Source organism: Nonomuraea sp. NPDC050153 (assembly GCF_044460125.1).
In the GTDB taxonomy this organism is placed as follows: domain Bacteria; phylum Actinomycetota; class Actinomycetes; order Streptosporangiales; family Streptosporangiaceae; genus Nonomuraea.
In genome coordinates this window covers 24,110-43,773 of sequence record NZ_JBITJQ010000022.1, presented here as the reverse complement: position 1 = coordinate 43,773, position 19,664 = coordinate 24,110, and the positions used below count along the sequence as shown (strand labels likewise).

Annotated in this window: 18 protein-coding genes and 1 pseudogene; 7 read left to right on the top strand and 12 right to left on the bottom strand. The window is 71.6% G+C overall.

All coding sequences use genetic code 11. The annotated features are described in order from the left end of the window. Positions 1–38 precede the first annotated feature (38 nt). The 3 genes and pseudogenes from ACIBQ1_RS39405 to ACIBQ1_RS39395 form a co-directional block, all read right to left on the bottom strand. Positions 39–245: pseudogene (locus ACIBQ1_RS39405) on the bottom strand (SDR family NAD(P)-dependent oxidoreductase); the annotation flags it as partial. Then, positions 242–1,222, bottom strand: coding sequence for an alpha/beta hydrolase family protein (locus tag ACIBQ1_RS39400; RefSeq protein WP_397285036.1), 981 nt, complete (start codon positions 1,220–1,222; stop codon positions 242–244). The pseudogene ACIBQ1_RS39405 and the gene ACIBQ1_RS39400, both read right to left, overlap by 4 nt. After that, entirely contained in the window at positions 1,219–2,142 is a 924-nt protein-coding gene (locus ACIBQ1_RS39395) for a zinc-binding dehydrogenase (protein WP_397285034.1), read from the bottom strand. Before ACIBQ1_RS39395 ends, ACIBQ1_RS39400 begins: the two co-directional genes overlap by 4 nt. A gap of 88 nt (positions 2,143–2,230) precedes the next feature. On the opposite strand from ACIBQ1_RS39395, the gene ACIBQ1_RS39390 reads away from it, so the two are divergent. The 4 genes from ACIBQ1_RS39390 to ACIBQ1_RS39375 all read left to right on the top strand — a co-directional run bounded on the left by ACIBQ1_RS39390 (position 2,231) and on the right by ACIBQ1_RS39375 (position 6,816). Then, a complete protein-coding gene (locus ACIBQ1_RS39390; protein ID WP_397285032.1) occupies positions 2,231–3,181 on the top strand; it encodes a LysR family transcriptional regulator in 951 nt (316 codons plus the stop codon). A gap of 171 nt (positions 3,182–3,352) precedes the next feature. Beyond that, positions 3,353–3,616, top strand: a complete 264-nt coding sequence (locus ACIBQ1_RS39385) for a hypothetical protein (protein ID WP_397285030.1) — start codon at positions 3,353–3,355, stop codon at positions 3,614–3,616. A 43-nt stretch (positions 3,617–3,659) separates the two neighbouring features. After that, the gene (locus ACIBQ1_RS39380; RefSeq protein WP_397285293.1) at positions 3,660–6,155 is read left to right on the top strand and encodes a polysaccharide lyase family 8 super-sandwich domain-containing protein; all 2,496 of its coding nucleotides are present in this window, start codon (positions 3,660–3,662) and stop codon (positions 6,153–6,155) included. 193 nt (positions 6,156–6,348) lie between these two features. Next, positions 6,349–6,816 carry a hypothetical protein gene (locus ACIBQ1_RS39375; protein ID WP_397285028.1) on the top strand — a complete coding sequence of 156 codons (468 nt, stop codon included), beginning with the start codon at positions 6,349–6,351 and terminating at the stop codon, positions 6,814–6,816. Here the strand turns inward: ACIBQ1_RS39375 and ACIBQ1_RS39370 are convergent. Continuing rightward, positions 6,711–8,087 carry a hypothetical protein gene (locus ACIBQ1_RS39370; protein ID WP_397285026.1) on the bottom strand — a complete coding sequence of 459 codons (1,377 nt, stop codon included), beginning with the start codon at positions 8,085–8,087 and terminating at the stop codon, positions 6,711–6,713. The two genes, ACIBQ1_RS39375 and ACIBQ1_RS39370, sit on opposite strands and share 106 nt — an antisense overlap. Positions 8,088–8,394: 307 nt before the next feature. Between ACIBQ1_RS39370 and ACIBQ1_RS39365 the strand changes: the two genes are divergently transcribed. Continuing rightward, positions 8,395–8,715, top strand: a complete 321-nt coding sequence (locus ACIBQ1_RS39365) for a hypothetical protein (RefSeq protein WP_397285025.1) — start codon at positions 8,395–8,397, stop codon at positions 8,713–8,715. A 244-nt stretch (positions 8,716–8,959) separates the two neighbouring features. Beyond that, on the top strand, positions 8,960–9,892 hold the full coding sequence (pip, locus tag ACIBQ1_RS39360) for a prolyl aminopeptidase (RefSeq protein WP_397285023.1): 933 nt from the start codon (positions 8,960–8,962) through the stop codon (positions 9,890–9,892). Positions 9,893–9,932: 40 nt separating this feature from the next. Here the strand turns inward: pip and ACIBQ1_RS39355 are convergent, their stop codons facing one another. The 7 genes from ACIBQ1_RS39355 to ACIBQ1_RS39325 form a co-directional block, all read right to left on the bottom strand. Continuing rightward, complete coding sequence (locus ACIBQ1_RS39355) at positions 9,933–10,520, bottom strand: ATP/GTP-binding protein (RefSeq protein ID WP_355370437.1); 588 nt, start codon at positions 10,518–10,520, stop codon at positions 9,933–9,935. Further along, a complete protein-coding gene (locus tag ACIBQ1_RS39350) occupies positions 10,501–10,878 on the bottom strand; it encodes a DUF742 domain-containing protein (protein ID WP_355370435.1) in 378 nt (125 codons plus the stop codon). The genes ACIBQ1_RS39355 and ACIBQ1_RS39350 overlap by 20 nt, the downstream gene beginning before the upstream one ends. Then, entirely contained in the window at positions 10,875–11,294 is a 420-nt protein-coding gene (locus ACIBQ1_RS39345; RefSeq protein ID WP_397285020.1) for a roadblock/LC7 domain-containing protein, read from the bottom strand. The genes ACIBQ1_RS39350 and ACIBQ1_RS39345 overlap by 4 nt, the downstream gene beginning before the upstream one ends. Then, a complete protein-coding gene (locus ACIBQ1_RS39340) occupies positions 11,291–13,606 on the bottom strand; it encodes a nitrate- and nitrite sensing domain-containing protein (protein ID WP_397285018.1) in 2,316 nt (771 codons plus the stop codon). The genes ACIBQ1_RS39345 and ACIBQ1_RS39340 overlap by 4 nt, the downstream gene beginning before the upstream one ends. A 134-nt stretch (positions 13,607–13,740) precedes the next feature. Then, positions 13,741–15,237: a prenyltransferase/squalene oxidase repeat-containing protein gene (locus ACIBQ1_RS39335; RefSeq protein WP_397285016.1), complete on the bottom strand. Its 1,497-nt coding sequence runs from the start codon at positions 15,235–15,237 to the stop codon at positions 13,741–13,743. Next, positions 15,234–16,073 (bottom strand): terpene synthase family protein, encoded by an 840-nt coding sequence (locus tag ACIBQ1_RS39330; protein ID WP_397285014.1) that lies wholly within the window; start codon positions 16,071–16,073, stop codon positions 15,234–15,236. The genes ACIBQ1_RS39335 and ACIBQ1_RS39330 overlap by 4 nt, the downstream gene beginning before the upstream one ends. Continuing rightward, positions 16,070–17,401, bottom strand: coding sequence for a cytochrome P450 (locus tag ACIBQ1_RS39325; RefSeq protein WP_397285291.1), 1,332 nt, complete (start codon positions 17,399–17,401; stop codon positions 16,070–16,072). The genes ACIBQ1_RS39330 and ACIBQ1_RS39325 overlap by 4 nt, the downstream gene beginning before the upstream one ends. A 245-nt stretch (positions 17,402–17,646) precedes the next feature. Between ACIBQ1_RS39325 and ACIBQ1_RS39320 the strand changes: the two genes are divergently transcribed. Beyond that, on the top strand, positions 17,647–18,549 hold the full coding sequence (locus tag ACIBQ1_RS39320; RefSeq protein ID WP_397285012.1) for a polyprenyl synthetase family protein: 903 nt from the start codon (positions 17,647–17,649) through the stop codon (positions 18,547–18,549). Positions 18,550–18,645: 96 nt separating this feature from the next. On the opposite strand, the gene ACIBQ1_RS39315 is transcribed toward ACIBQ1_RS39320, so the two are convergent. Next, a complete protein-coding gene (locus ACIBQ1_RS39315; protein WP_397285010.1) occupies positions 18,646–19,575 on the bottom strand; it encodes an aldo/keto reductase in 930 nt (309 codons plus the stop codon). Positions 19,576–19,664: the final 89 nt, after the last annotated feature.

Sequence of the window (19,664 nt, the reverse complement as noted above, 5' to 3'; positions counted from 1 at the left end):
CGGAGGGATCTTGCTGCTCGGCTGCGGGTGTTCATCAGGGCGTCCAGAGCCTTGAGGTCGGCTGTGTCCGCCACCACGCCGAGAGCGCGCGGGCCGAGCACGGCGGTGGCCTGGTCCACGCGCTGCCGGGTGCGGCCGGTGACGATCACGTGGGCGCCCTCGGCGATGAGGCGGTGTGCGGCGGCCAGTCCCATGCCGCTCGTGCCGCCGGTGATCAGGGCGGTCTTGTCGATGAAGCGTGTCATGCGAGTGCTCCGGAGACCCAGTCGGCGGCCGTGGCCAGCCAGTCGGGGCGGGCGTTGCCGAGCAGGTGGTCGCCATGTGGCAGGGACAGGTAGCGCCCGTGCGGTGCCAGGCGGGCCAGCGGCTCGCCGTTGGTCACGCCGGGGATGACGTCCTGGCCGCCGTCGATGACCAGCAGCGGGCAGGTGATCTGCGGGGCGAGGGCGGACAGGTCCACCTGGCCGGCGAAGCGGCGGGCCGCTTCTTCGCCACCGGCCCGCTGGATGAGGAGATCCCGTACGGGAGGTGGCAGGAGGCCCCAGTGCAGCCGGAAGGGGCCACTGACGGTGACGGCGGCCGCGACGCGGCTCTCCCGGGCGGCGCTTTCGGCGACGTAGTAGCCGCCGAGGCTGAGCCCGACGAGTCCCACGTTCCGCGGGCGGAGTGTGTCGATGACCTGGCCGATCACGTGGTGGTAGTCGGCGCGGACGGTGCTGGTGGAGGCGAGCGCGCCCTGTCCCGGCCCGTCCATGGCGAACACGGCCAGGTCCCGGCGCAGCAGAGCGGTGACGACGTCGTGGAACTCCTCCTTGCCGGAGTCCAGCCCGGGCACTACCACGACCGTCGCGGCGGCATCGGCGGGGCCGCGCAACCAGCCGGTGAAGCCCGGCCCTTCGATCCGGCGAGCCTGCGGTTCCAGCACCTCCAGCGCGCGTCCCATGGTGGTGTCGGCCTCGGCCGCCGCGAGCGCGCTCTGGAGGTTCGGTCCCAGGGTGGCGAAGTGGAACCAGCGCGCCGCCGCCCGGAGGTGCTCGCCCGTTGAGATCGCCGTGGCCGCCTGCACGGCGCGCGCCACGTGCTCGCGTGCGGCGCGCATGAAGGCCTCGCCCCACTGGTCCAGGTCCGTCAGTTCGCCGGTGACGCGCAGGTACTCGTGCGGGTCCAGCCCGGCTCCGGTGGCGCGTGACAGGTTGGCGGCGGCGAAGTCCGCGGCGCTCATCGCGATGCTCCGATCGTCAGTACGGCCTTGCCGCGGATCCGGCGTTCCCGCAGGTCGACCAGGACGTCGGCGGTCCGGCTCCAGTCGGCGGTGCGGCCGATCTCGGGGTGCAGCCGCCCGCCGGCCGCCAGACGTACCAAGGTGGCCAGGTCAGGACCGTACGGCGCGCCCGCGTAGTGGAAGTGCCGGATCACGGCGTTCTGCGCCCCAGCCAGCAGATCGAAGAAATTCACCGTCGCAGGGGTACGGCTGGCCTGCCCGAACCACACCAGCAGGCCATCCGGCACCAGCCGGGCCAGCCCGGCAGGGAGCGCGTTGCCGCCGGTGGACTCCAGCACCACGTCGAACGGCCCGTCCGTCTCGTCCACGTCGTGCACGATCGCGGCCGCACCCAGCGCGCGCAGGCGCGCGCCGCGCTCTGCTGTGGCGGTCACCACGGTCACCTCCGCCCCGGCCGCGGCGGCGAGCTCGGTCAGGTAGTGCCCCACTCCGCCGGAGGCGCCCGTCAGCAGCACCCGCCTGCCCGTCACGGCGCCGGCCGTGCGAAGCAGCCGGAGCGCGGTGATCCCGGCCAGTGGCAGGGCGGCCGCCTGCACGGTGGTGAGCCTGTCGGGCAGCACGGCGATCGAGTGGGTCGGCACGGTCGCGTACTCGGCCCAGCCGCCCATGGGCGGATGGCCCACCACCCGGCTGCCGGCCGGCGGGCCGGAGCCGTCGGCGGCGGCCTGCACGACCAGCCCTGCTACGTCCTTGCCCGGCAGCAGACCGGGCTCCGGCTCCTCCAGCAGGAACGTCTCCCCGCGATTCGGGGAGAACGCCTCAACCTTGATCAGCACCTCGTCCGGGGCGGGCACAGGTTGAGCGGCCTGGGCGAACTCCACCGGCCGCGAGGCATCTCCCGTAGGGATCAATCTACGCATGCGGCTATGAAACCGGCGAGCGGATCGCCTGAGCCAACAACGAACGCGAGGAGCCGACAACCATGGGTTGTCGCCTATGGTGACAGCCGTGGACTTCGACCTGGCGCAGGTGCGCGCGTTCGTACGGGCGGCTGACGAACTTCACTTCGGCCACGCGGCCGAGGAATTGTCGATCTCCCAGCAGGCACTGTCCAAAAGGATCGCACGGCTGGAGTCCACGCTCGGCAGGCGCCTGCTCGACCGCGGTGGCCAGGGGGTGCGCCTCACCGAGGCCGGACAGCGTTTCCTGGAGCCCGCCCGGCAGGCGCTGGCCGCCGCCGACCTGGCCGTGGCGGCTGCGCTGGACACGCACCGCCCGCTACGGATCGACGTGTGGGGCCACCTGTACGCGCCCATGCGCACCCTGGCCCAGGTGGCGACCGGCGAGCCGCTGCGATGGGAACTCGGGCACGGCCGCGACCTGCCCTCGGTGATCAACGCGCTGCTGCACGGCGACATCGACGCCGCCTTCGGCCGCGTCCACGCGCCGCTGCCCACCGGGCTGACCCATCGCCTGGTACGGCTGGAACCCGTGGACGCCATCCTCCACGCCGATCATCCGCTGGCGAACGCGCCCGCGATCCGTCCGGCGCAGTTGCGCGACGGCGTGCTGTGGACCCCCGGCGCGCTTCACCGGCTGGACTTCCTGCACCGCTTCGCCATGGCCTTCGGCATCCACGAGCACGCCGAAGGCACGAACCTGGGACTGGACCGCCTGCTGGCCGACCTGGCAGTCGCCCCGCGCCGCTTCAGCCTGCTGCCCGCAGACCTGCCCCTCCCGCCGCACCCGGCGATCCGCTCGGTCCCGCTGATCGACCCCACACCGCTGTACGCCTGGTCACTGCTCTGGCGCGGCAACGGCGGCCACCCACTGCTGGACACCTTGACCAGCGCCTTCGTGACGGAGGCCGAGCGCAATCGGTGGCTGGAACACGATCCCGCCCGCGATTGGCTACCCGAGCGCCACAGCACGGACGCCAGCGCATTGACCACATCATGAGGAGCCTGGCCGGCCAACGGGCCGCTCGAACGTCGGCGGCGACGCAGCCGCTCCGGTGGTGAGCGGCGTCGTACGACAATGGTCCGCCGCGGCCGTTGATCGAGACGCGGAACAGCGGGCCCGCGGTGCAGCCGACGAGCCGATCAGGCACCTCACCCTGCGAGCGCCTTGTTGCGGCCCGGGCCGCGCCGGGTCAGCACGACCGGGTCGCCGCCGCCGGAGGTGGCGTTCGCGACGCAGAACGAACTCCAGGCCTTCCTGCACGAGCTGGTGGAGCGCAGGCAGCGCGAACCGGGCGACGACCTCACCGCCGGCCTGGTCCAGGCCCGCGGCGAGGGCGACAAGCTCACCACCGACGAGCTGGCCAAGGCGGGGGACCGGTGGGCGTGGTCTACCCGCGTTCCCCGGACGGACGAAAGAGATCATGTAAGGTGAGCCCGGCATATCCCCCAACGGCCTGGAGCTCGCCGTGCCGCACATGTCCCGCCGCCAGGTTCTCTCCCTGCTCCCCGCCGCCGGTCTGCTCGCCGCGGCCACCCCCTCTCGCGCCGCCGCCGGGATCGATCACGCGCGGCTGATCGCCAACACGGTGGCGATCCTCGCGGGCACCCCCGACGTCAACGCCCGGCCCGAGGTCGCCGCCAAGCTCGCCTCGATCACCGGGACCGCCCGGCAGCGGCTGACCGCGATGGACCAGGCGGGCGCCGGAGAGCTGTTCTCCGGCCTGAGGCTCGGCACCGACGACGCCAACCTGCGGCTGGCCTACCAGTACCTGTACGAGATCGCGCTCGCGACCCGCACGCCGGGCGGCCAGTTCGACGCTGACGCCGCCGCCCAGCGGCGGGTCCTCGACGGCCTGCAGTGGTTGCACGAGCGCTACTTCGGCGACCAGGCGGCGGGCTACTACGGCAACTGGCACAACTGGGAGATCGGCATCCCCACCCACGTGAGCAGGACCCTGGCCCTGCTGGCCGAACGGGTGCGGGAGGAGCGGCCCGACCTGACGGCGACGTACCTCGCCTCGATGGACGCCTACCTGCGCAACGGCAAGAACGGCGACGTCGACCTCGACTCGCGCTTCCACACCGGGGCGAACCTGGCCGACCTCACCGCCAACCGGATCCTGCAGGGCGCGCTCACCGGCGACGACGCCCGGGTCGGCAAGGCCATCTCCGACCAGGCCACCGTCTTCGCCACGATCGACCCGTACGACCTCCAGCACGGGAACACCGACGGCTACTACCGCGACGGCTCCTTCATCCAGCATCACTCGGTCGCCTACACCGGCTCGTACGGGAAGGCCCTGCTCACCCGCGTCGTCCAGACCCTCAAGACGCTCGAAGGCGCGACGAGCGGCGGCGCCTCGGACCTGGCCGGCGTGGTCTACCGCTGGGTCGCCGACGGCTTCGCCCCGCTGATCTTCGAGGGGTGGATGATGGAGATCGTCAAGGGACGGGCGGTCTCGCGCACCACCACCGGCTACGCCGACGTCGGGGTGGTCGTGGAGGCCATCGCCGACCTGGCCGACCACGTCGGGAGCGCAGAGGCGCTCGCGCTGAAGAAGTACGTCAGGTTCCTGCCGGCCGCCGACACGGCCGCCTTCGTCTCCCCGGTCAGCGTCGCCCGCTACGCGGCCATCCGCGCCGACTCCGCCATCGCGGGCGCCGACCTGAACCCGGCCGAGCGCTGCGTGGCGTTCAACTCCATGGACAGGACCGTCCACCGCCGCCCCGGCTACGCTTTCGCGCTGGCGCGCAGCTCCGAGCGGATCAGCAAGTACGAGTACATGAACGGCGAGAACCTCATGCCCTGGTTCCAGGGCGACGGCGCGCACTACCTCTACCTCGCGGGCGAGGACCAGCGCGAGGTCTTCGGCGTCGACTACTACACGGCCGTCTCGCCGTACCGGCTGGCCGGGGTCACCGCGCCGGTGGAGGAGCGGCGGACGGTGCCCGACCTGTACGGCCGGTTCTGGTACGAGAACCCGGGGCACCCGCTGAACTTCACCTCCTCCTCGGAGTCCCAGAACACCTACGTGTACTTCCCCCGCGCCGGGAACGCCTTCTCGGGCGGCGCGACGCTCGGCGCGTACGGCGCGGCCGGCATGGTCCAGTCCGACGACGTCGCCTACACCGCCAAGCAGGCGGGCACCCTGCCCGACGACTTCGTCGCCTACCGCGACGCCCGCGCGACCAAGTCCTGGTTCATGTTCGACGAGGAGATCGTGGTGCTGGCCGCGGGCGTCTCCGGCCAGGGCGGCCGCGACGCGGTGACCACCGTGGACAGCCGCATCGCCGCGCCGGGCGACGCGGTCGCGCTCACCGGCGAGAGCTGGGGCGGCCGGGCCTGGCGGCCGGGCGACACCACGCCGCCGCGCTGGCTGCGCTACGCCAACGGCACCCGCGCCACCGCGATCGGCTACGCCTTCCTCACCAGGCAACCCGTCGCGGCCGGGCTGGAGACGGTGACCCGCAGCCGCAGAGTCGTGCGTACCTCCAACCCCGACACCGCCGTGACCAAGAACGTCTTCACCGCCTCGGTCGCCCACCCCGCCTCCGGCGACGTCCCCGCCCTCGCCTACGCCCTGGTCCCGAACGCCACCGAGGCCCGCCTGCGCCGCTACGCGGCCGGCCCGCTGACCGTCCTGGCGAACGACCGGCACGTGCAGGCCGTCAGACACAAGACGCTGGGGATCGTCGCCGCCAACGTCTTCACCGACGGCCCCCGCCACGCCGGTCACCTGATCGTCGACGGCCCCGCCTCGGTCATCGTCAGGTCCGGCGAGCGCACGCTCGTCGCCCTGTCCGACCCCACGATGAGCCGCGACCGCGTCAGCGTCGTCCTGCCCGGCGCGCCCCTCAGGCTCGTCACGGCCGACGAGGGGGTGACGGTGCGGCGCGTGCCGGGCGGCACCCTGATCCAGGCGACGACCCGCCACGCCTACGGCCGCACCCTCACCGCCACCCTGCGCTGAGTCCCACCCACGACTTGGAGCGGCGCTCCTCCTCCTCGTCCCGGACGCACGCGACGAGGCCGGGCGCCACGTGGAAGGAGACTGTAGCCCGCCCGCGCATCGGGGGCATTTCCCGCCTTTCCCCTGAACCGGATCGAGGAACGGCCGGGAGGAACCGCTTTCCCTCCGGCCCGTCGAGCGGGATGATGCGTCCGTGGCCGATCACGATGCGTTGATGGCCGCGGTGATCGCCGCCGCGCGCGACGCCGCCGCCGAGGGATGGGACGGCATGCACCGCGTGTACGCCCTGACCGACCGCGACACCTACCTCGACGTCGCCTACCCCTTGGACCCGCTGAACGAGCTTCCGCCGGACGCCCTCCTGGCCATCCCCCTCACCCCGCTCGGCCCCGGCGACCTCAGGACGGAGCTGGCCCGGGTGACCTGGCCGGACGACGTACGCGGATGCGTGCTGGTGACCGAGGTGGCCGTCGTGACTCTCCGCGGCAGGTGGCGGCGCGGCAAGAGCTTCGGCGTACGCAGGGCTCAGTTAGCCGTCGGCGTGTTGCGCGACGGCTACCACCGGTCCCTGCTCAGGTCACGCGACGAAGGCGACTGGAGGCTCTGCCCCGGTTCCCTGTCGACCGACGGCGTGGTGTCGGCACTGGTCGGGACGTTCTGATCGACCGCGCCCTTGAGGATCCTGCTCCACACCTGGTGATCGGGGGAGTGGATCTCGTCGGTCCGGACGTTGTCCGAGCCGAGCATGACGCCGCGGCCGTCCGCCACGCGCTCCGTCCTGCTGCCACGGTCCCGGACGACGTCGGCCACCTGCGTCTTCGCCGTGACGAGCCGCGTCAGCATCGTGCTCAGGTCCCGGCCGGTCATCCGGCTCGCGGGGTCCCGGTACATCCGGCCGATGGCCCGCATGGCCCCCGCGTTCTCGGCCAGGGCTCGGGAGAGCAGCGCGGCCGGTTGTTCGAGGCGGTAGTGGAAGTGGTTGTTCTGGACGTTGCCCCGGCCGACCACGACGCCCTTGGAGCCGCGCACCGCGATCTCGCCGCCGGGACCGAGGACCCCCGACAGGCGTACGGGTTTCGGCGCGGACTTCGTGGTGACGGCGTCGCCGCGGGCCAAGACCTTGGCCGCCTCCTTGCCGAGCAGGGATCGCATGGCGTGGTTGGCGCGGGCGCTGTCGGGGTTCCGGATGAGGTTGGCCAGGGCGCGTTCGTGGGCGGGCGTCGGGGTGAGCACCTGCTTCAGGGAGACCGGGCGGTCGGCGAGGTGGTAGTGGAAGTGATTGTGCTGCCGGTTGCCGGAGCCGACCACGACGCCGCAGGAGCCGCGGATGTCCACCTTGCGCGTTCGCTCGCCCAGCAGGGTCTCCTTGACGGTGACACCGGCCGACGACTGCCGCCCGACGGTCAGCACGGTCTCCGACCCGACGGCGGTCGCGGAACCCGCCCCCTTCGGCGGTATCACCTCGCCCCGTCCGGATCGCGGGCCCGGGGCCGGTCGCGCGCTGGGGACCGGTTCCGGCCCCGTGGGCTGCGGCCGCCGGGCCCGTCGCGGGCTTGGGGCCGGCTGCGGGTCCGCAGGCTGCGGCCGCGTATCGGCCAGTTCCCACCAACGTAGCCTCCGCCCGCTCTCTGGCCGCGAGCCCGGCGCCCGGGGGATGAGCGCCTCCACCCGGCTCGCCAGGCCGGACGTCCTCGCCAGCAGCTCCGCCGAAGGCGTGTCCTTCGGCTCGAAGATGGTCGTGAGCGAGTGCCGCCGCGGCTGTCGCCGCAGCTCCGTCTCCAGGCTCCTGATCTTGCCCAGGAGCTCCTGCGCCTGCCCGGACCGATGGGCCGTCGGCGCGTGCTTCTCCAGCCTGTCCGCCTCCTCCGTCAGCCGGTCGAGCCGGTCGGCGACCCGCTCCTGCGGCTTCTTGGAGCGTTGTGCCGCCGCCATGTCAGCCGACGTGCCGTGCCACAGCGGAGCGGCCTCGGACTCAGCGGGCCGCGACCGAGCCGCCTGCTGGGCCGACCTCGCCGAGCGTGACTCCGGCTCCCTGGAATATCCCCTGTACGCGCCCACGTCGACCCGTCCCCCTGGCCCCTCCGCCGGTCGCCGCCCCGGACGTCGTCATGACGCCCGCCCGCGGCATTCCACATTTCTCTCGCCCGGCGCCCGCCGTCAAGCCGATAACCCCGCCCGCCACGTATCGGAAAGGTCTTAACAACCAACCCCATATAGGCATCGATCATGATGCGGGCGAATGATGCGAGATATGAAGTGGCGGGTGCTGATGTGGAGCGCCGCGGCGGCCGGGGCGGTCATCGCGGTGGGGCTGGGCGCGTACGTCGCGGTCGCCGGCGTGGACAAGGCGGCCGGACCGGCCGGGGTGATCGCCGCGTTCTGCGAGCTGGTCGCCGTCACGCTCGCCGTCACCGGCTGGGCCAGGCAGCGGCAGACACCCGCGCAGGGCGAGCCCGGGGCGCGGACGGAGCCGCCGGGGACGCCCGGCGTGGTGCACATCCGCGAGGGAAAGGGCGTCCAGATCGGCGACCACAACGAACAGACCAACAACTTCGGCTAGCGACGCCCGGAGCTCCGCCACGTGAGGGCTTCGAGGCGCGGCGGGTGTTACCGTCGATGGACCCGCAGCGGCGCCGGACGGGGCGAGGGGGAATGACGCGGATGGGTTTGGAGGTCGAGAGCCGGCCGTCCGATTCGCCGTACATCGATCGGGTCTGGCGGAGCAGCAGCTCCGCGGTCGACCGGATGACGTCGACCTCCGTCCGGGTGATCGGTCCGGCCGGAAGGGCGTTACCTTTGCGCCTATGTATTCTCCGATCGAGGCGTACGACCAGGGCATGCTCGACGTGGGCGACGGCAACCAGATCTACTGGGAGGTCAGCGGCGACCCGGCGGGCAAGCCGGCGCTGACCGTGCACGGCGGTCCCGGGGCCGCCTTCTCTGCGAACTGGCGGCGCTTCCACGACCCCGAGGCGTACCGGATCGTCCAGTTCCACCAGCGGGGGTGCGGTCGCAGCACGCCGGACGCGGGGCTGCCGGAGACCGACCTGTCGGTCAACACCACCGAGCACCTCATCGCCGACATGGAGCTCCTGCGCGAGCACCTGGGCATCGAGAGGTGGCAGCTGGTCGGGGCCTCGTGGGGCTCGACGCTGAGCCTGGCCTACGCGCAGCGGCACCCGGAGCGGGTGAGCGAGGTGATCCTGCTCGCGGTCACGGCGGGGCGCCGCAAGGAGATCGAGTGGATCACCCGGGACGTGGGACGGGTCTTCCCCCGGGAGTGGGAGCGCTTCCGCGACGGGGTGCCCGAGCAGGACCGCGACGGGAACCTGGCCGCGGCCTACGCCAGGCTCCTGGACGACCCGAGCACATGCGAGCAGGCCGCCCGCGACTGGTGCGCATGGGAGGACACGCACGTGAGCCTCGACCCGCGGTACCAGCCGAACCCGCACTTCGAGGACCCCGCCTTCCGGATGACGTTCGCGCGGCTGGTCACCCACTACTGGGGCAACGACTGCTTCCTGCCGGAGAAGGGCGACCTGGTGGAGCAGGCCCACCTGCTGGAGGGGGTCCCGGGCGTGCTCATCCACGGCAGGCTCGACGTGAGCGGGCCCCCGGAGACCGCCTGGGAGCTGCACAAGAACTGGCCCGGCAGCGAGCTCGTGGTCATCGACGAGGGGCACGGCGGGAGCGACATGTTGTCGGAGATGATCGCCGCGACGGACCGGTTCCGCTGAAAGGCCCTGGGAGGCGGTCCGGCGCCTCCCAGGGTTCGCGCTAGCTGCCGACCGGTTCGGCGCGCAGCCGGGCCGAGTGCTTGACCAGGGCGATCAGGACCTCGCGGGAGGAGTCCCGCTTGCGGGCGTCGCACAGGATGATGGGGACGGAGGGGCTGAGCTGGAGCGCCAGCCGTACCTCGTCCAGCTCGAACGAGGGCGATCCCTCGAAGCAGTTGACGGCCACCACGAACGGCGTCCCCCGCCGCTCGAAGTAGTCGACCGACGGGAAGCAGTCGGCCAGGCGCCGCGTGTCCGCCAGGATGACGGCCCCCAGCGACCCCTCCGCGAGCTCGTCCCACACGAACCAGAAGCGTTCCTGGCCGGGTGTGCCGAACAGGTACAGGACGTAGTCGTTGCCCAGCGTGATCCGGCCGAAGTCCATCGCCACGGTGGTGGTGCGTTTGGCCTCCACCGACGTGAGGTCGTCCACCCCTATCCCGCGGTCGGTCAGGACTTCCTCGGTGCGCAGCGGCCGGGTCTCGGAGACAGCGCCCACCATCGTCGTCTTGCCCGCGCCGAAGCCGCCCGCGATCAGGATCTTGATCGCCGTCGGCAGGCGCGGACGTTCAGAGCGAACGAAGGCCATCGAGCACCGCCCTGTACATCTTCATGTCGTGCATGTCCACCTCGGATTGTGGTTCCTGGGCAGAGACGAGTTCGCGGTCGAACAGGTCGCCGAGCAGCACCCGGATCGTGCCGGCCGGCAGGTTGAGGTATGCCGCGATCTCGGCGACCGACTTCGGTTCGCGGCAGAGCTGGAGGATGCGCAGGTGCTCCGGATCGAGCCCGGCGTCGGGGCCCGGCGGCGGGCCCACCGCCAGGGCCATGGAGATCAGGTCGAACCGTCCGTGCGCGGGCTGCGTGCGGCCACGGGTGACCACGTAGGGCCGGATGATCTCCGGATCCACCCAGTGCTCATCCGTCGGTTCGTCCGCGCCTCTCACCGGTCGCTCCTGGCGACTGCCTCGGCGTTGCGGGCGCCTGAGGTGAGGTACTGGCCGACGCGGGCCACCATCATCGCCATCTCGTACGCGACCAGCCCGATGTCGGCGTTCTGCGCGCACAGCACGGCCAGGCAGGCGCGCTCGCCCGCCATGGTCACGATGAGGAACTGGTTCTTCCACTCCACGACCGTCTGCCGCACGGCGCCGCCGGAAACGTGGTCCGAGACGCCTTTCGCCAGGCTCTGCAGCCCGGAGGCGACGGCGGACAGGTGCTCTCCGTCGGTCCGCTGCAACGCGGCGGACGAGGCCATCAGCAGACCGTCGGACGACAGCACGATGGCGTGCTCGACCTCCTTGATACGGCCGACGAGGTCGTCGAGCAGCCAGTTCAGGTCGGTGCCGGAGGTGGGGGTCATGCCTCATCTCCAGACTGCTCATCCAGCATCTTGGCGGCTTCGGTGCGGCCAAGACGGGTGCCTGACTGCAGAGATCCCATCATCGCGCGGATCTCCTCCGGCGAGCGCTCGTCATCGTCCTCCTCGAAGTCGGGCTGCGTGGGCGTGTCGTCCCGCAGCGCTGGCGCCAGGTTGGCCTGGGGCACCCGGAGGGGCAGCCCGTTGGACGTGAACTCGGTCACAGGCCTCTGCTCCGGTTCGGCTGGCGTTTCGGGTTGTGTCTCCACAGCGGTGACCGGGGGGGAAGGCTGGGGGACGGGTGCCGGGACCGGGACCGGGCGCGCGGGCTTGAGCGTGCGCACGTTCTCCCCGGTGACCGGCCGCACCGCGGTGGCCACGGCGGGCGTCCTGCGCGGCAGCCGCTCGCGCCGGTCGCCGTCCTGCGGCTCGGGCGTGGGATCGAGCTGTACGAGCTCCTGCGGCAGCAGCACCACGACCGTCGTCCCGCCGTACGGCGACGGCTTGAGCACCACCTGGATCTCGTGGCGCCTGGCCAGCTGGCTGACCACGTACAGGCCCAGCCGGGCGGTGCCGGTGATGCGGAACTCGGGCGGGTCCGCGATGCGCTCGTTCGCGGACTCCAGGTCCTCGGGCTTCATGCCCAGGCCCCGGTCCTCGATCTCGATCACGTACCCGTTGGCCACGAGCTGGCCGCTGACCTGCACGTTCGTGTACGGCGGCGAGAACGACACGGCGTTCTCGATCAGCTCGGCGAGCAGGTGGATGACGTCACCGACGGCGCGGCCGACGAGCACGACGTCGCCCATGGGCATGAGCGTGACGCGGGTGTAGTCCTCGACCTCGGCCAGCGCGCCGCGGACGACGTCCACCATGGGGACCGAGCGGCGCCACGTACGGGCGGGGGCCGAGCCGGACAGGACGATCAGGTTCTCCGCGTTGCGGCGCATGCGGATGGCGAGGTGGTCGAGCCGGAAGAGCTCCTTCAGCTCCTCGGGGTCGGTCTCGCGGCGCTCCATGACGTCGAGCACGGTGAGCTGCCGGTGGACCAGGCCCTGCGTCCTGCGGGCCAGGCTCAGCAGGATGTCGCGGATACTGCGGCGCAGCTCGGCCTGCTCGGCGGCGACGCTGATGGCGGTGCGCTGCACCGTGTTGAACGCCTGGCCCACCTGGCCGATCTCGTCGTCACCGAAGTCCAGGTCGGGTGCCTCTTTGGCCAGGTCGACGTCCTCGCCGCGGCCGATGCGCTCGACGACGCCGGGCAGCCGGTCGTCGGACAGCTCGTGCGCGGAGTCACGCAGCTTCTGCAACTGGGAGAGCAGCTGCCTGGTGGTGGTGACCGACAGCACGATCGAGGCGACGACCGCGATCAGGCCGAGACCTCCGGCCAGCACGAGGCGGAGGATGACACCGACGGCACCGGGCACGGCCCGGTCGACGAGGCGGTCACCGCCGTCGGTGATGAATTTCTCCAGCGCGCTGCGGGCCGACTCGGTGACCGTGCGCCACTCCGCGGCGGTCACCGTCGGCGCCAAGCCGTCGGACTCCCTCGCGAGCCGCTGTTCCAGCGTGCGTAGCTGGGCCACGGGACGGCTCTTCGCCCAGGCGCTGTAGGCGGCCGCGTCCTCGGCCGGGAGCTGGACCGCGGACTGGTCGAGTGAGGTGTGGTAGAAGCCCGTCAACTCCACGAACTCGACGTGTTCCGACGGGGTGAACCCTCCCCTGGCCAGCGCGCCGGCGGCCAGCGCGTCCGCGCGGGCCAGATATTCGCTCGCCCGGCTGATGGCGAGCATGGTGCGGGCGTCCCTGGCGATCTCCTTGTCGTCAAGCGCGGCTACCGAGTCGAACATGCGGTAGAGCGAGTCGATGAGCTGGTTGTAGGACTCGGCCGCCCGGCCGCGGTCGGAACGCCCGCCGTCGATCCCTTTCCTGACGGCGTCGATTCCCTCGGCGGTCTTCAGCGCCTCGTCGATGCGGCGCGCCAGTGGGGCGTCGGCCGCGAACTGGACGGTGGCGCTGGTCGCCGACTCCACGAGCTCCTTGTGCGCCGCGTCGGTCTTGGCGCGCTGATCGCGCATCAACTTGTCGGGCCCGCGCTCGCCGGCGCCCAGGGACACCACCGTGAGCCGGCGCTCGCGCTGCAGTTCGGCGAGCAGGCGCTCGCTGGGTTGCACCGCACCGCTGTCGACGGTCGTGGCGCCGAGCAGGTTCACCCCTTCGCGCAGGGTGACCCAGGCGGCGAATGCCCACAACGAGACGAGCGACACCAGCAGCGCTGTCACCTTTGTCCGCACGCCGAAGTTGCGCAAACGCATATTTAGCCGTCCAGGTCGGGGGTTACGTTAAGCCAGATGTCAAGGCATATGAGGCCATTTCTTAGATTCGGCACCGGGATACCTTAGCAATGCCTCAAACCCCGCTCAAGGCGGGGAAATCCCGATCGGTGGTATTACATCCGGATCTGTCCTGTTAGCGCTAGGCTCGTATAGACATGCTGGGCCGCCAGGATCGCCGCTCGAACTACTGCCAGTGGCGTGTAAAGGTCCTTGTCATGCCATAGAGACGGGTAATCCGACATTTCGCCTGCCTGCTGCAAATACGCGTAGCCGCGGGTGGCGGCCTGCCTGTGCTCCTCCTCGACCTCGCGACCGCGCATCACCTCGGGCAGCAGCAACAGCTGCATCGCGTACGCGGTCTCCTCGGGCGTGCCCGACCAGCGGCCCCACGACCCGTCGGGGCGCTGCGTCGCCAGCACCCACGCCTGGGCCCTGGCCACGGCGGGGGCGAAGCCGGGGCCGGCGTATTCGCTCAGCGACAGCACGCAACTCAGTGTGGCGTAATACGGCGAGGCATGCCAGCGATCATCCCAGCTTCCGTCCTGCCGCTGCCGTTCGGCCAGCAGGCGCGCCAGCCTCTCCCGCGCCTCCGCGTACGCCTCCGCCCGGTCCGGCCGGGAGGCCGCGTAAGCGCCGAACGCGTCGAGCACGTGGGCGTTCACGCTGATGGAGAAGCCGTCCTCGCCCTGCCACGTGCAGAAGTGCCCTCCTGCGTCGAACGCCAGCAGGCTCTCCGGATCGCGCGCCATGCCGTGCAGTGCCAGCGCGTGCAGCGCGACGGAGGTCGTGTCGGCGTCCGCGGGCAGCCCCGGTCCCGCCGGCGTGCCGCTGGGGCCGATCGCCGCCCTGAGGTCCGCCACCATCTCCGGGGGCACCTCGACGGGCACGTTCGCGCGGGCCAGCCAGCTCAGCACCCAGCCGCGTTCGAACACGGTGATGGGCAGCCCGACGGGGACCGGCCCGCCGTATCTGGTGACGACCGCCTCCAGATGCCGCCTGGCCGAGTCGGCGTCGAGGAGGGCGCCACTGCCGAGCCAGGCGGCGGTCGCGGCGGGGGAGGCGCCGACCGTGCCGATCGCCGTCGGCCGGATGGAGTGCCGGCCGCCCGAGGCCAGGCCCGCCACCTCGAGCGCGTGCAGCAGTTTCTCCGGTGGCCTGGCACCGGAGGACACCGCGCGCCGGACGCGTTCGATCCGGGATGAGTCCAGGCCGGGAGGCAGCGGCAGCGGCTCGCCCACGCCGTGAGCGTTGATGAGGGCGATCAGCGCCGGGACGATCAGGTCGGCGGCCGGCATGTCGGGCAGGTCCGCCGCCCGCGGAAGCTCCCGGCGCAGCGCGGCCAGCCCCTTGCGGGCCGGTTCAGTGGCCCCGGCGGTCAGCAGGGCCTCCGTGGCGCTCAGCGTCGGCACCACGCCGTAACCGTCCGGCGCGCCCCATGCCCCGTCCGGTCGTTGGGTCCGTACGAGATAGTCGATGCGTTCGTCATGCCCGGCCAGCCACGGGGCCAGCGTGACCAGCCGCCCCGTCTCGTAGATCGAGGCGGACACCTGACCCCACGGCGTGGCCATCAGCGTGGCGATCAGCGCGTCCGCCTCCTGGGCGATGTTCACAGCTCTCCCCAGTAATCCGAAACGCCGTAGAAGCCGGCGTTGAAGCCGATCTGGCGCTCCAGATAGAGCGCGGTCCTCGGGCTGATCTCGTTGATCGGGGCGATCAGCCCGGCCGCCGTACGCGCGTGCCGCGCCATGCGCCGGGCCACCTCGTCACGCCCGGCGCCCAGCGTCAGCGCGTTGGCGTCGCCCCAGCGGGCTTCCCTGTCGTACGTGGCCAGGTCGTTCAGCAGCCGTAGGTAACGCTGCACCTCGTCACCCGCCTGGCGGACCAGGTCGAGATGGGCCAGGGTCCACGCGTCGCCGGTGTGGAGCCAGTGCGAGAGGTTGACGAACGAGGAGCCGCAACTGTCGGCGTTGGCGACGTAGATCTCCAGGGTGGGCCGGGCCTTCGACTCGCGCCACTCCCACTCCTTGAGCATGGCGGTCAGCATGCGTTGGAGCTGGTCGCGCCAGCGAGGATCGCGCCCCAAGCCGTCGCGGAGCTCGGCGAGCACCCGGGTGAGCGCGCTGCGCGGCGCCTGCCCGTCCGCCACCGCCAGGCATTCCACGACCAGCGCGGCCACCTCGTCGCGTGAGGTGGCCACGTGATCGACGCGCAGGTCCACCGCGAACACCCACAGCGCGGCGCGGTTGACCGCCCACAACTCCTCCGCCGCGGCCCAGGGAGAGCCGAAGGCGCCGACCAGTCCCAGAGAGTGGAAGAAGCCCGCGTCGAACGGCCTGGCCGGGAAGAGCTCCGGATGCTCGGCGGCGTGCACGGCGAGGCGGCGGGCGCACTCGACCGCCAGCGCGCTGGTCCTGCCCAGGTCGCCCGCCACGTCGAGGCCGTTCACGCGGGCCCCGCCGGGACGAGCGTCATCGACAGCCCGGTGGGGGGTCGTAGCGTCGAGGCGAGGCGGGGGGTGATCGGCCCGGTCGTGTGCAACACCGGACGGTACTTGCACAGGATCCCGGCGATCAGCAGCAGCGCCTCCATCATGAACAGGTGCGGTCCCAGGCAGACGTGCGGCCCCGCTGCGAACGGGAAGTACGCGTACCGGTGCCGCGCGCGGTCGTTCCCCGGCGCGAACCGTTCCGGGTCGAACTCGAGGGGCCGATCCCAGAACTCCGGCAGCCGGTGTGTCAGGTAGGGGCTGAGCACCATCGTGGCCCCGGCCGGGATCTCGACGCCGTCGATGCGATCGGCCCCCGCCGCCGTCCGGGGCAGGATCCAGCCCGGAGGGTAGAGACGAACAAGTTCGTCCATGAACATTTTCAAATAGGTGAGCTCGGGCAGGTGCGAGACCGTCACCGGCCCTCGCCCGACCACTCGGTCCACCTCTTCGTACACTCTGGCGGCGATCTTCGGATGCGCGTCCAGCACCGGCCAGACCCAGGTGAGCGCGGTGACGGAGGTCTCCGTGGCGGCGCCGTGGATGGCCACCATGTCGTCCCTGATCAGCCGGTCCGCGTCCGGCTCGTCCTGGCGGGCGCTGACCAGCCGTGAGACCAGGTCGGCCTCCGCCCCGCCGCGCGCCTTGGCGTAGCGGATGCGGGGGTAGACGACCTCGTCGATGGTCTTGATCGCCTGCCTGAACGCCCGGTCGCCGAGGAGCGGGAAGCGCTCCGGCACGGACGGGAGCAGCAGCCTGATCGACCTGGCCGTGACGCCCGTGTCGTAGGCGGGGGCCAGCCGGTCGATGTCGTCGTCGGAGATCGTCGCGCCCAGGAACAGCCGGACGATCGTGGGGTGGATGAGGGCCGAGACGACCTCGGCGACGTCGAAGCGCCGGCCGGGGACCACGGTGGCGTCGATGAGCCCGGTGATGATCTGCGCCATGCGCGAGGTGAGCGAGTTGACGTACCTGGCGGTGAACACCGGCTGAAGGATCTTCCTGCTCGCCGCCCAGCCCGCGCCCTCCGACAGGATGCCCTGGCCGAGCAGCGGTGCCAGCGGGTCCCAGAACATGCCGGCCCGGACGTAGTTGGGCTGGTTGCTTTTCAGGACGTGCTGGACGTGATCCGGGTGGGTGACGAGGTACGGCCGGAAGGGTCCCATGTTCAGCCGGACGAGCGCGCCACCCGCGCGGTCGCTCGCTTCTTCGAAAGCGTGAACGGGTGTTCGCGAGTACTTGGCCAACGATCGGAGGAAGGGAAGGGTTCTGGCTTTATGCGACGACACGCCGCCCAGCGACACTGCGAACCTCCATGATGCCCATCTCAAACGACGGACATTTCCTGACAAACGTCAACTATCGGGGTGGAGTATCACATGCTCGTGCATGTAGATTCAAGATCGTACCGGGGTTGGAGTACCGTTTGAATCTGAGTGATTACCCAGGCGACACCGCCGAGGCACGCTGTCGGCGCCTGCTCGAGCCGGCCCTCCGCGAGGCGGTATCGGGCCTGCATCCATGGAGCGCCCGGATGGCCGCGTTCGCTCTGGGCTGGTCGGATGCCGACGGGAGGCCGTATCACGGGGACGGCGGCAAGGGTGTGCGGCCCGCCATCGCGATGCTCAGCGCCGAGGCCGTGGGCGGCACCGCCGAGTCGGCGCTCCCGGCCGCGGTGGCGGTGGAGCTCGTGCACGCCTTCTCGCTGGCGCACGACGACATCATCGACCACGACGAGCGGCGGCGGCACCGGGAGGCGCTCTGGAAGGCGTACGGGGTGGGGCCGGCGCTCCTGACCGGGGACGCGCTCCTGGCCCTGGCCGTCAACCAGCTCGCGGGCCGGCCCGAGGCGATGAGGCACCTGTCGGCGGCGCTGGTCGAGCTCGTCAACGGGCAGACCGCGGACATGGCCTTCGAGAACCGGCCGTGGCGCGGGCCCAACGCGGTCACGATCGCCGAGTACACCGAGATGGTCGCGGGCAAGACGGGCAGCCTGCTGGGGGCCGCCGCGGCCGCCGGGGTGGCCCTGGGCGGCGCTCCCGAGCTCGCCGACCGCATGTGGGCGGTCGGGCGCGATCTGGGGGTGGCCTTCCAGATCGTCGACGACATGCTGGGCATCTGGGGCGACCCGCGCGTCACGGGCAAGCCCGTCCACTCCGACCTGCGGCGCGACAAGAAGACGTTTCCCGTCCTCGCGGCCCTGGCCGCCGACCACCCCGCCGCCCGCGAACTCTCCGACCTCCTCTCGGCCGGGGTCTCCGACGAGGACTCCGTACGGCACACCGCCCGCCTCATCGAGGAGGCCGGCGGCCGGGCCGCCGCCCAGGCCCTGGCCGAGCGGTACGTGGCGGCGGCGGTGGCGGTGATGGACGAGCACCTGCCGGACGCCACCGACCTGCGCGCCCTGTGCCTGTCCCTGTCGGACCGCGCCCGCTGACAGCGCGCGAGTGCGGCCCGGTGGCCCCGCGCCGCCCATGGGGACGAACGGCGGGCGGGGCGGCCCGATCTCCCGGCGAACGCCGGAGCCGGTGCCTCAGATGCGGGAGGCCTCGTTCAGGAGGGCGATCTCCTCGTCCGTCAGCGTCAGCTCGGCGGCCGCAAGCAGCGGCTGGAGCTGCGCCACGTCCCTCGCGCTGGCGATCGGGGCGGTGATCGTCGGCTGGGCCGCCAGCCAGGCCAGCGCCACCGTGGCCGGGGCCGCCTCCTGCTCGGCCGCCACCTTGAGCAGCGCCTCCAGCGCCCGGCGCCCGTGCTCCTTCTGCAGGTACTCGGCCGCCAGCCCGGCCCGCGGGCTGTCGATCGTCACCCCCGGCGTGTACTTGCCGGTCAGGAAGCCGCGCGCCAGCCCGAAGTACGGCGTGCTGGACAGCCCCTCCCGGGCCACCACGTCCCGCAGCTCGCCCTCGTAGCCGCGTTCGACCAGGTTGTACTGCTGCTGCAACGCCACGTACCGGGTCAGCCCCTCGTCGTCGGAGACCTTGAGGGCCTCGCCCAGCCGGTCCGCGCCGTAGTTGGACGCCCCCACATAACGGACCTTGCCCTCGCGGACCAGCGCGTCGAACGTCGCCAGCGACTCCACCAGCGGCGTGTCGCGGTCGTCCACGTGTGCCCAGTAGAGGTCGATGTAGTCGGTACGGAGCCGGCGCAGCGAGTCCTCGACCCCCGCCCGGATGGTCGCCGGGGCCAGCCCGGTCAGGCCCTCCAGCATGCCGACCTTGGTGGCGAGCACGATCGAGTCGCGGTTGCGGCGGACGTGCAGCCACTCGCCGATGATCATTTCTGACGTGGACTCGCCGGTCACCCAGTACGGGTAGACGTCGGCCGTGTCGATGAAGTTGCCGCCGCCCTCGACGTACGCGTCCAGGACGGCGAAAGCGGACTCCTTGTCGGCGGTCCAGCCGAAGACATTCGTACCAAGCGATATCGGGAAAACGGACAGTTCCGTCGTGCCTATCGATCTCATTCCGCCATTATCCGCACCTCCCCTGAACAGGCCCGATGGCACCCCCTCGATCGGCGGCGGGTGGACAGGGGGGTCTCGCTTCCGCGGGA

Coding starts and splice junctions, on each gene's coding strand:
- ACIBQ1_RS39315 (WP_397285010.1), bottom strand. CDS start 19,575: ATGAGATCGATAGGCACGACGGAACTGTCCGTTTTCCCGATATCGCTT.
- ACIBQ1_RS39345 (WP_397285020.1), bottom strand. CDS start 11,294: ATGACCCCCACCTCCGGCACCGACCTGAACTGGCTGCTCGACGACCTC.
- ACIBQ1_RS39340 (WP_397285018.1), bottom strand. CDS start 13,606: ATGCGTTTGCGCAACTTCGGCGTGCGGACAAAGGTGACAGCGCTGCTG.
- pip (WP_397285023.1), top strand. CDS start 8,960: ATGTATTCTCCGATCGAGGCGTACGACCAGGGCATGCTCGACGTGGGC.
- ACIBQ1_RS39380 (WP_397285293.1), top strand. CDS start 3,660: ATGTCCCGCCGCCAGGTTCTCTCCCTGCTCCCCGCCGCCGGTCTGCTC.
- ACIBQ1_RS39355 (WP_355370437.1), bottom strand. CDS start 10,520: ATGGCCTTCGTTCGCTCTGAACGTCCGCGCCTGCCGACGGCGATCAAG.
- ACIBQ1_RS39320 (WP_397285012.1), top strand. CDS start 17,647: ATGGCCGCGTTCGCTCTGGGCTGGTCGGATGCCGACGGGAGGCCGTAT.
- ACIBQ1_RS39395 (WP_397285034.1), bottom strand. CDS start 2,142: ATGCGTAGATTGATCCCTACGGGAGATGCCTCGCGGCCGGTGGAGTTC.
- ACIBQ1_RS39370 (WP_397285026.1), bottom strand. CDS start 8,087: ATGGCGGCGGCACAACGCTCCAAGAAGCCGCAGGAGCGGGTCGCCGAC.
- ACIBQ1_RS39400 (WP_397285036.1), bottom strand. CDS start 1,222: ATGAGCGCCGCGGACTTCGCCGCCGCCAACCTGTCACGCGCCACCGGA.
- ACIBQ1_RS39365 (WP_397285025.1), top strand. CDS start 8,395: ATGATGCGAGATATGAAGTGGCGGGTGCTGATGTGGAGCGCCGCGGCG.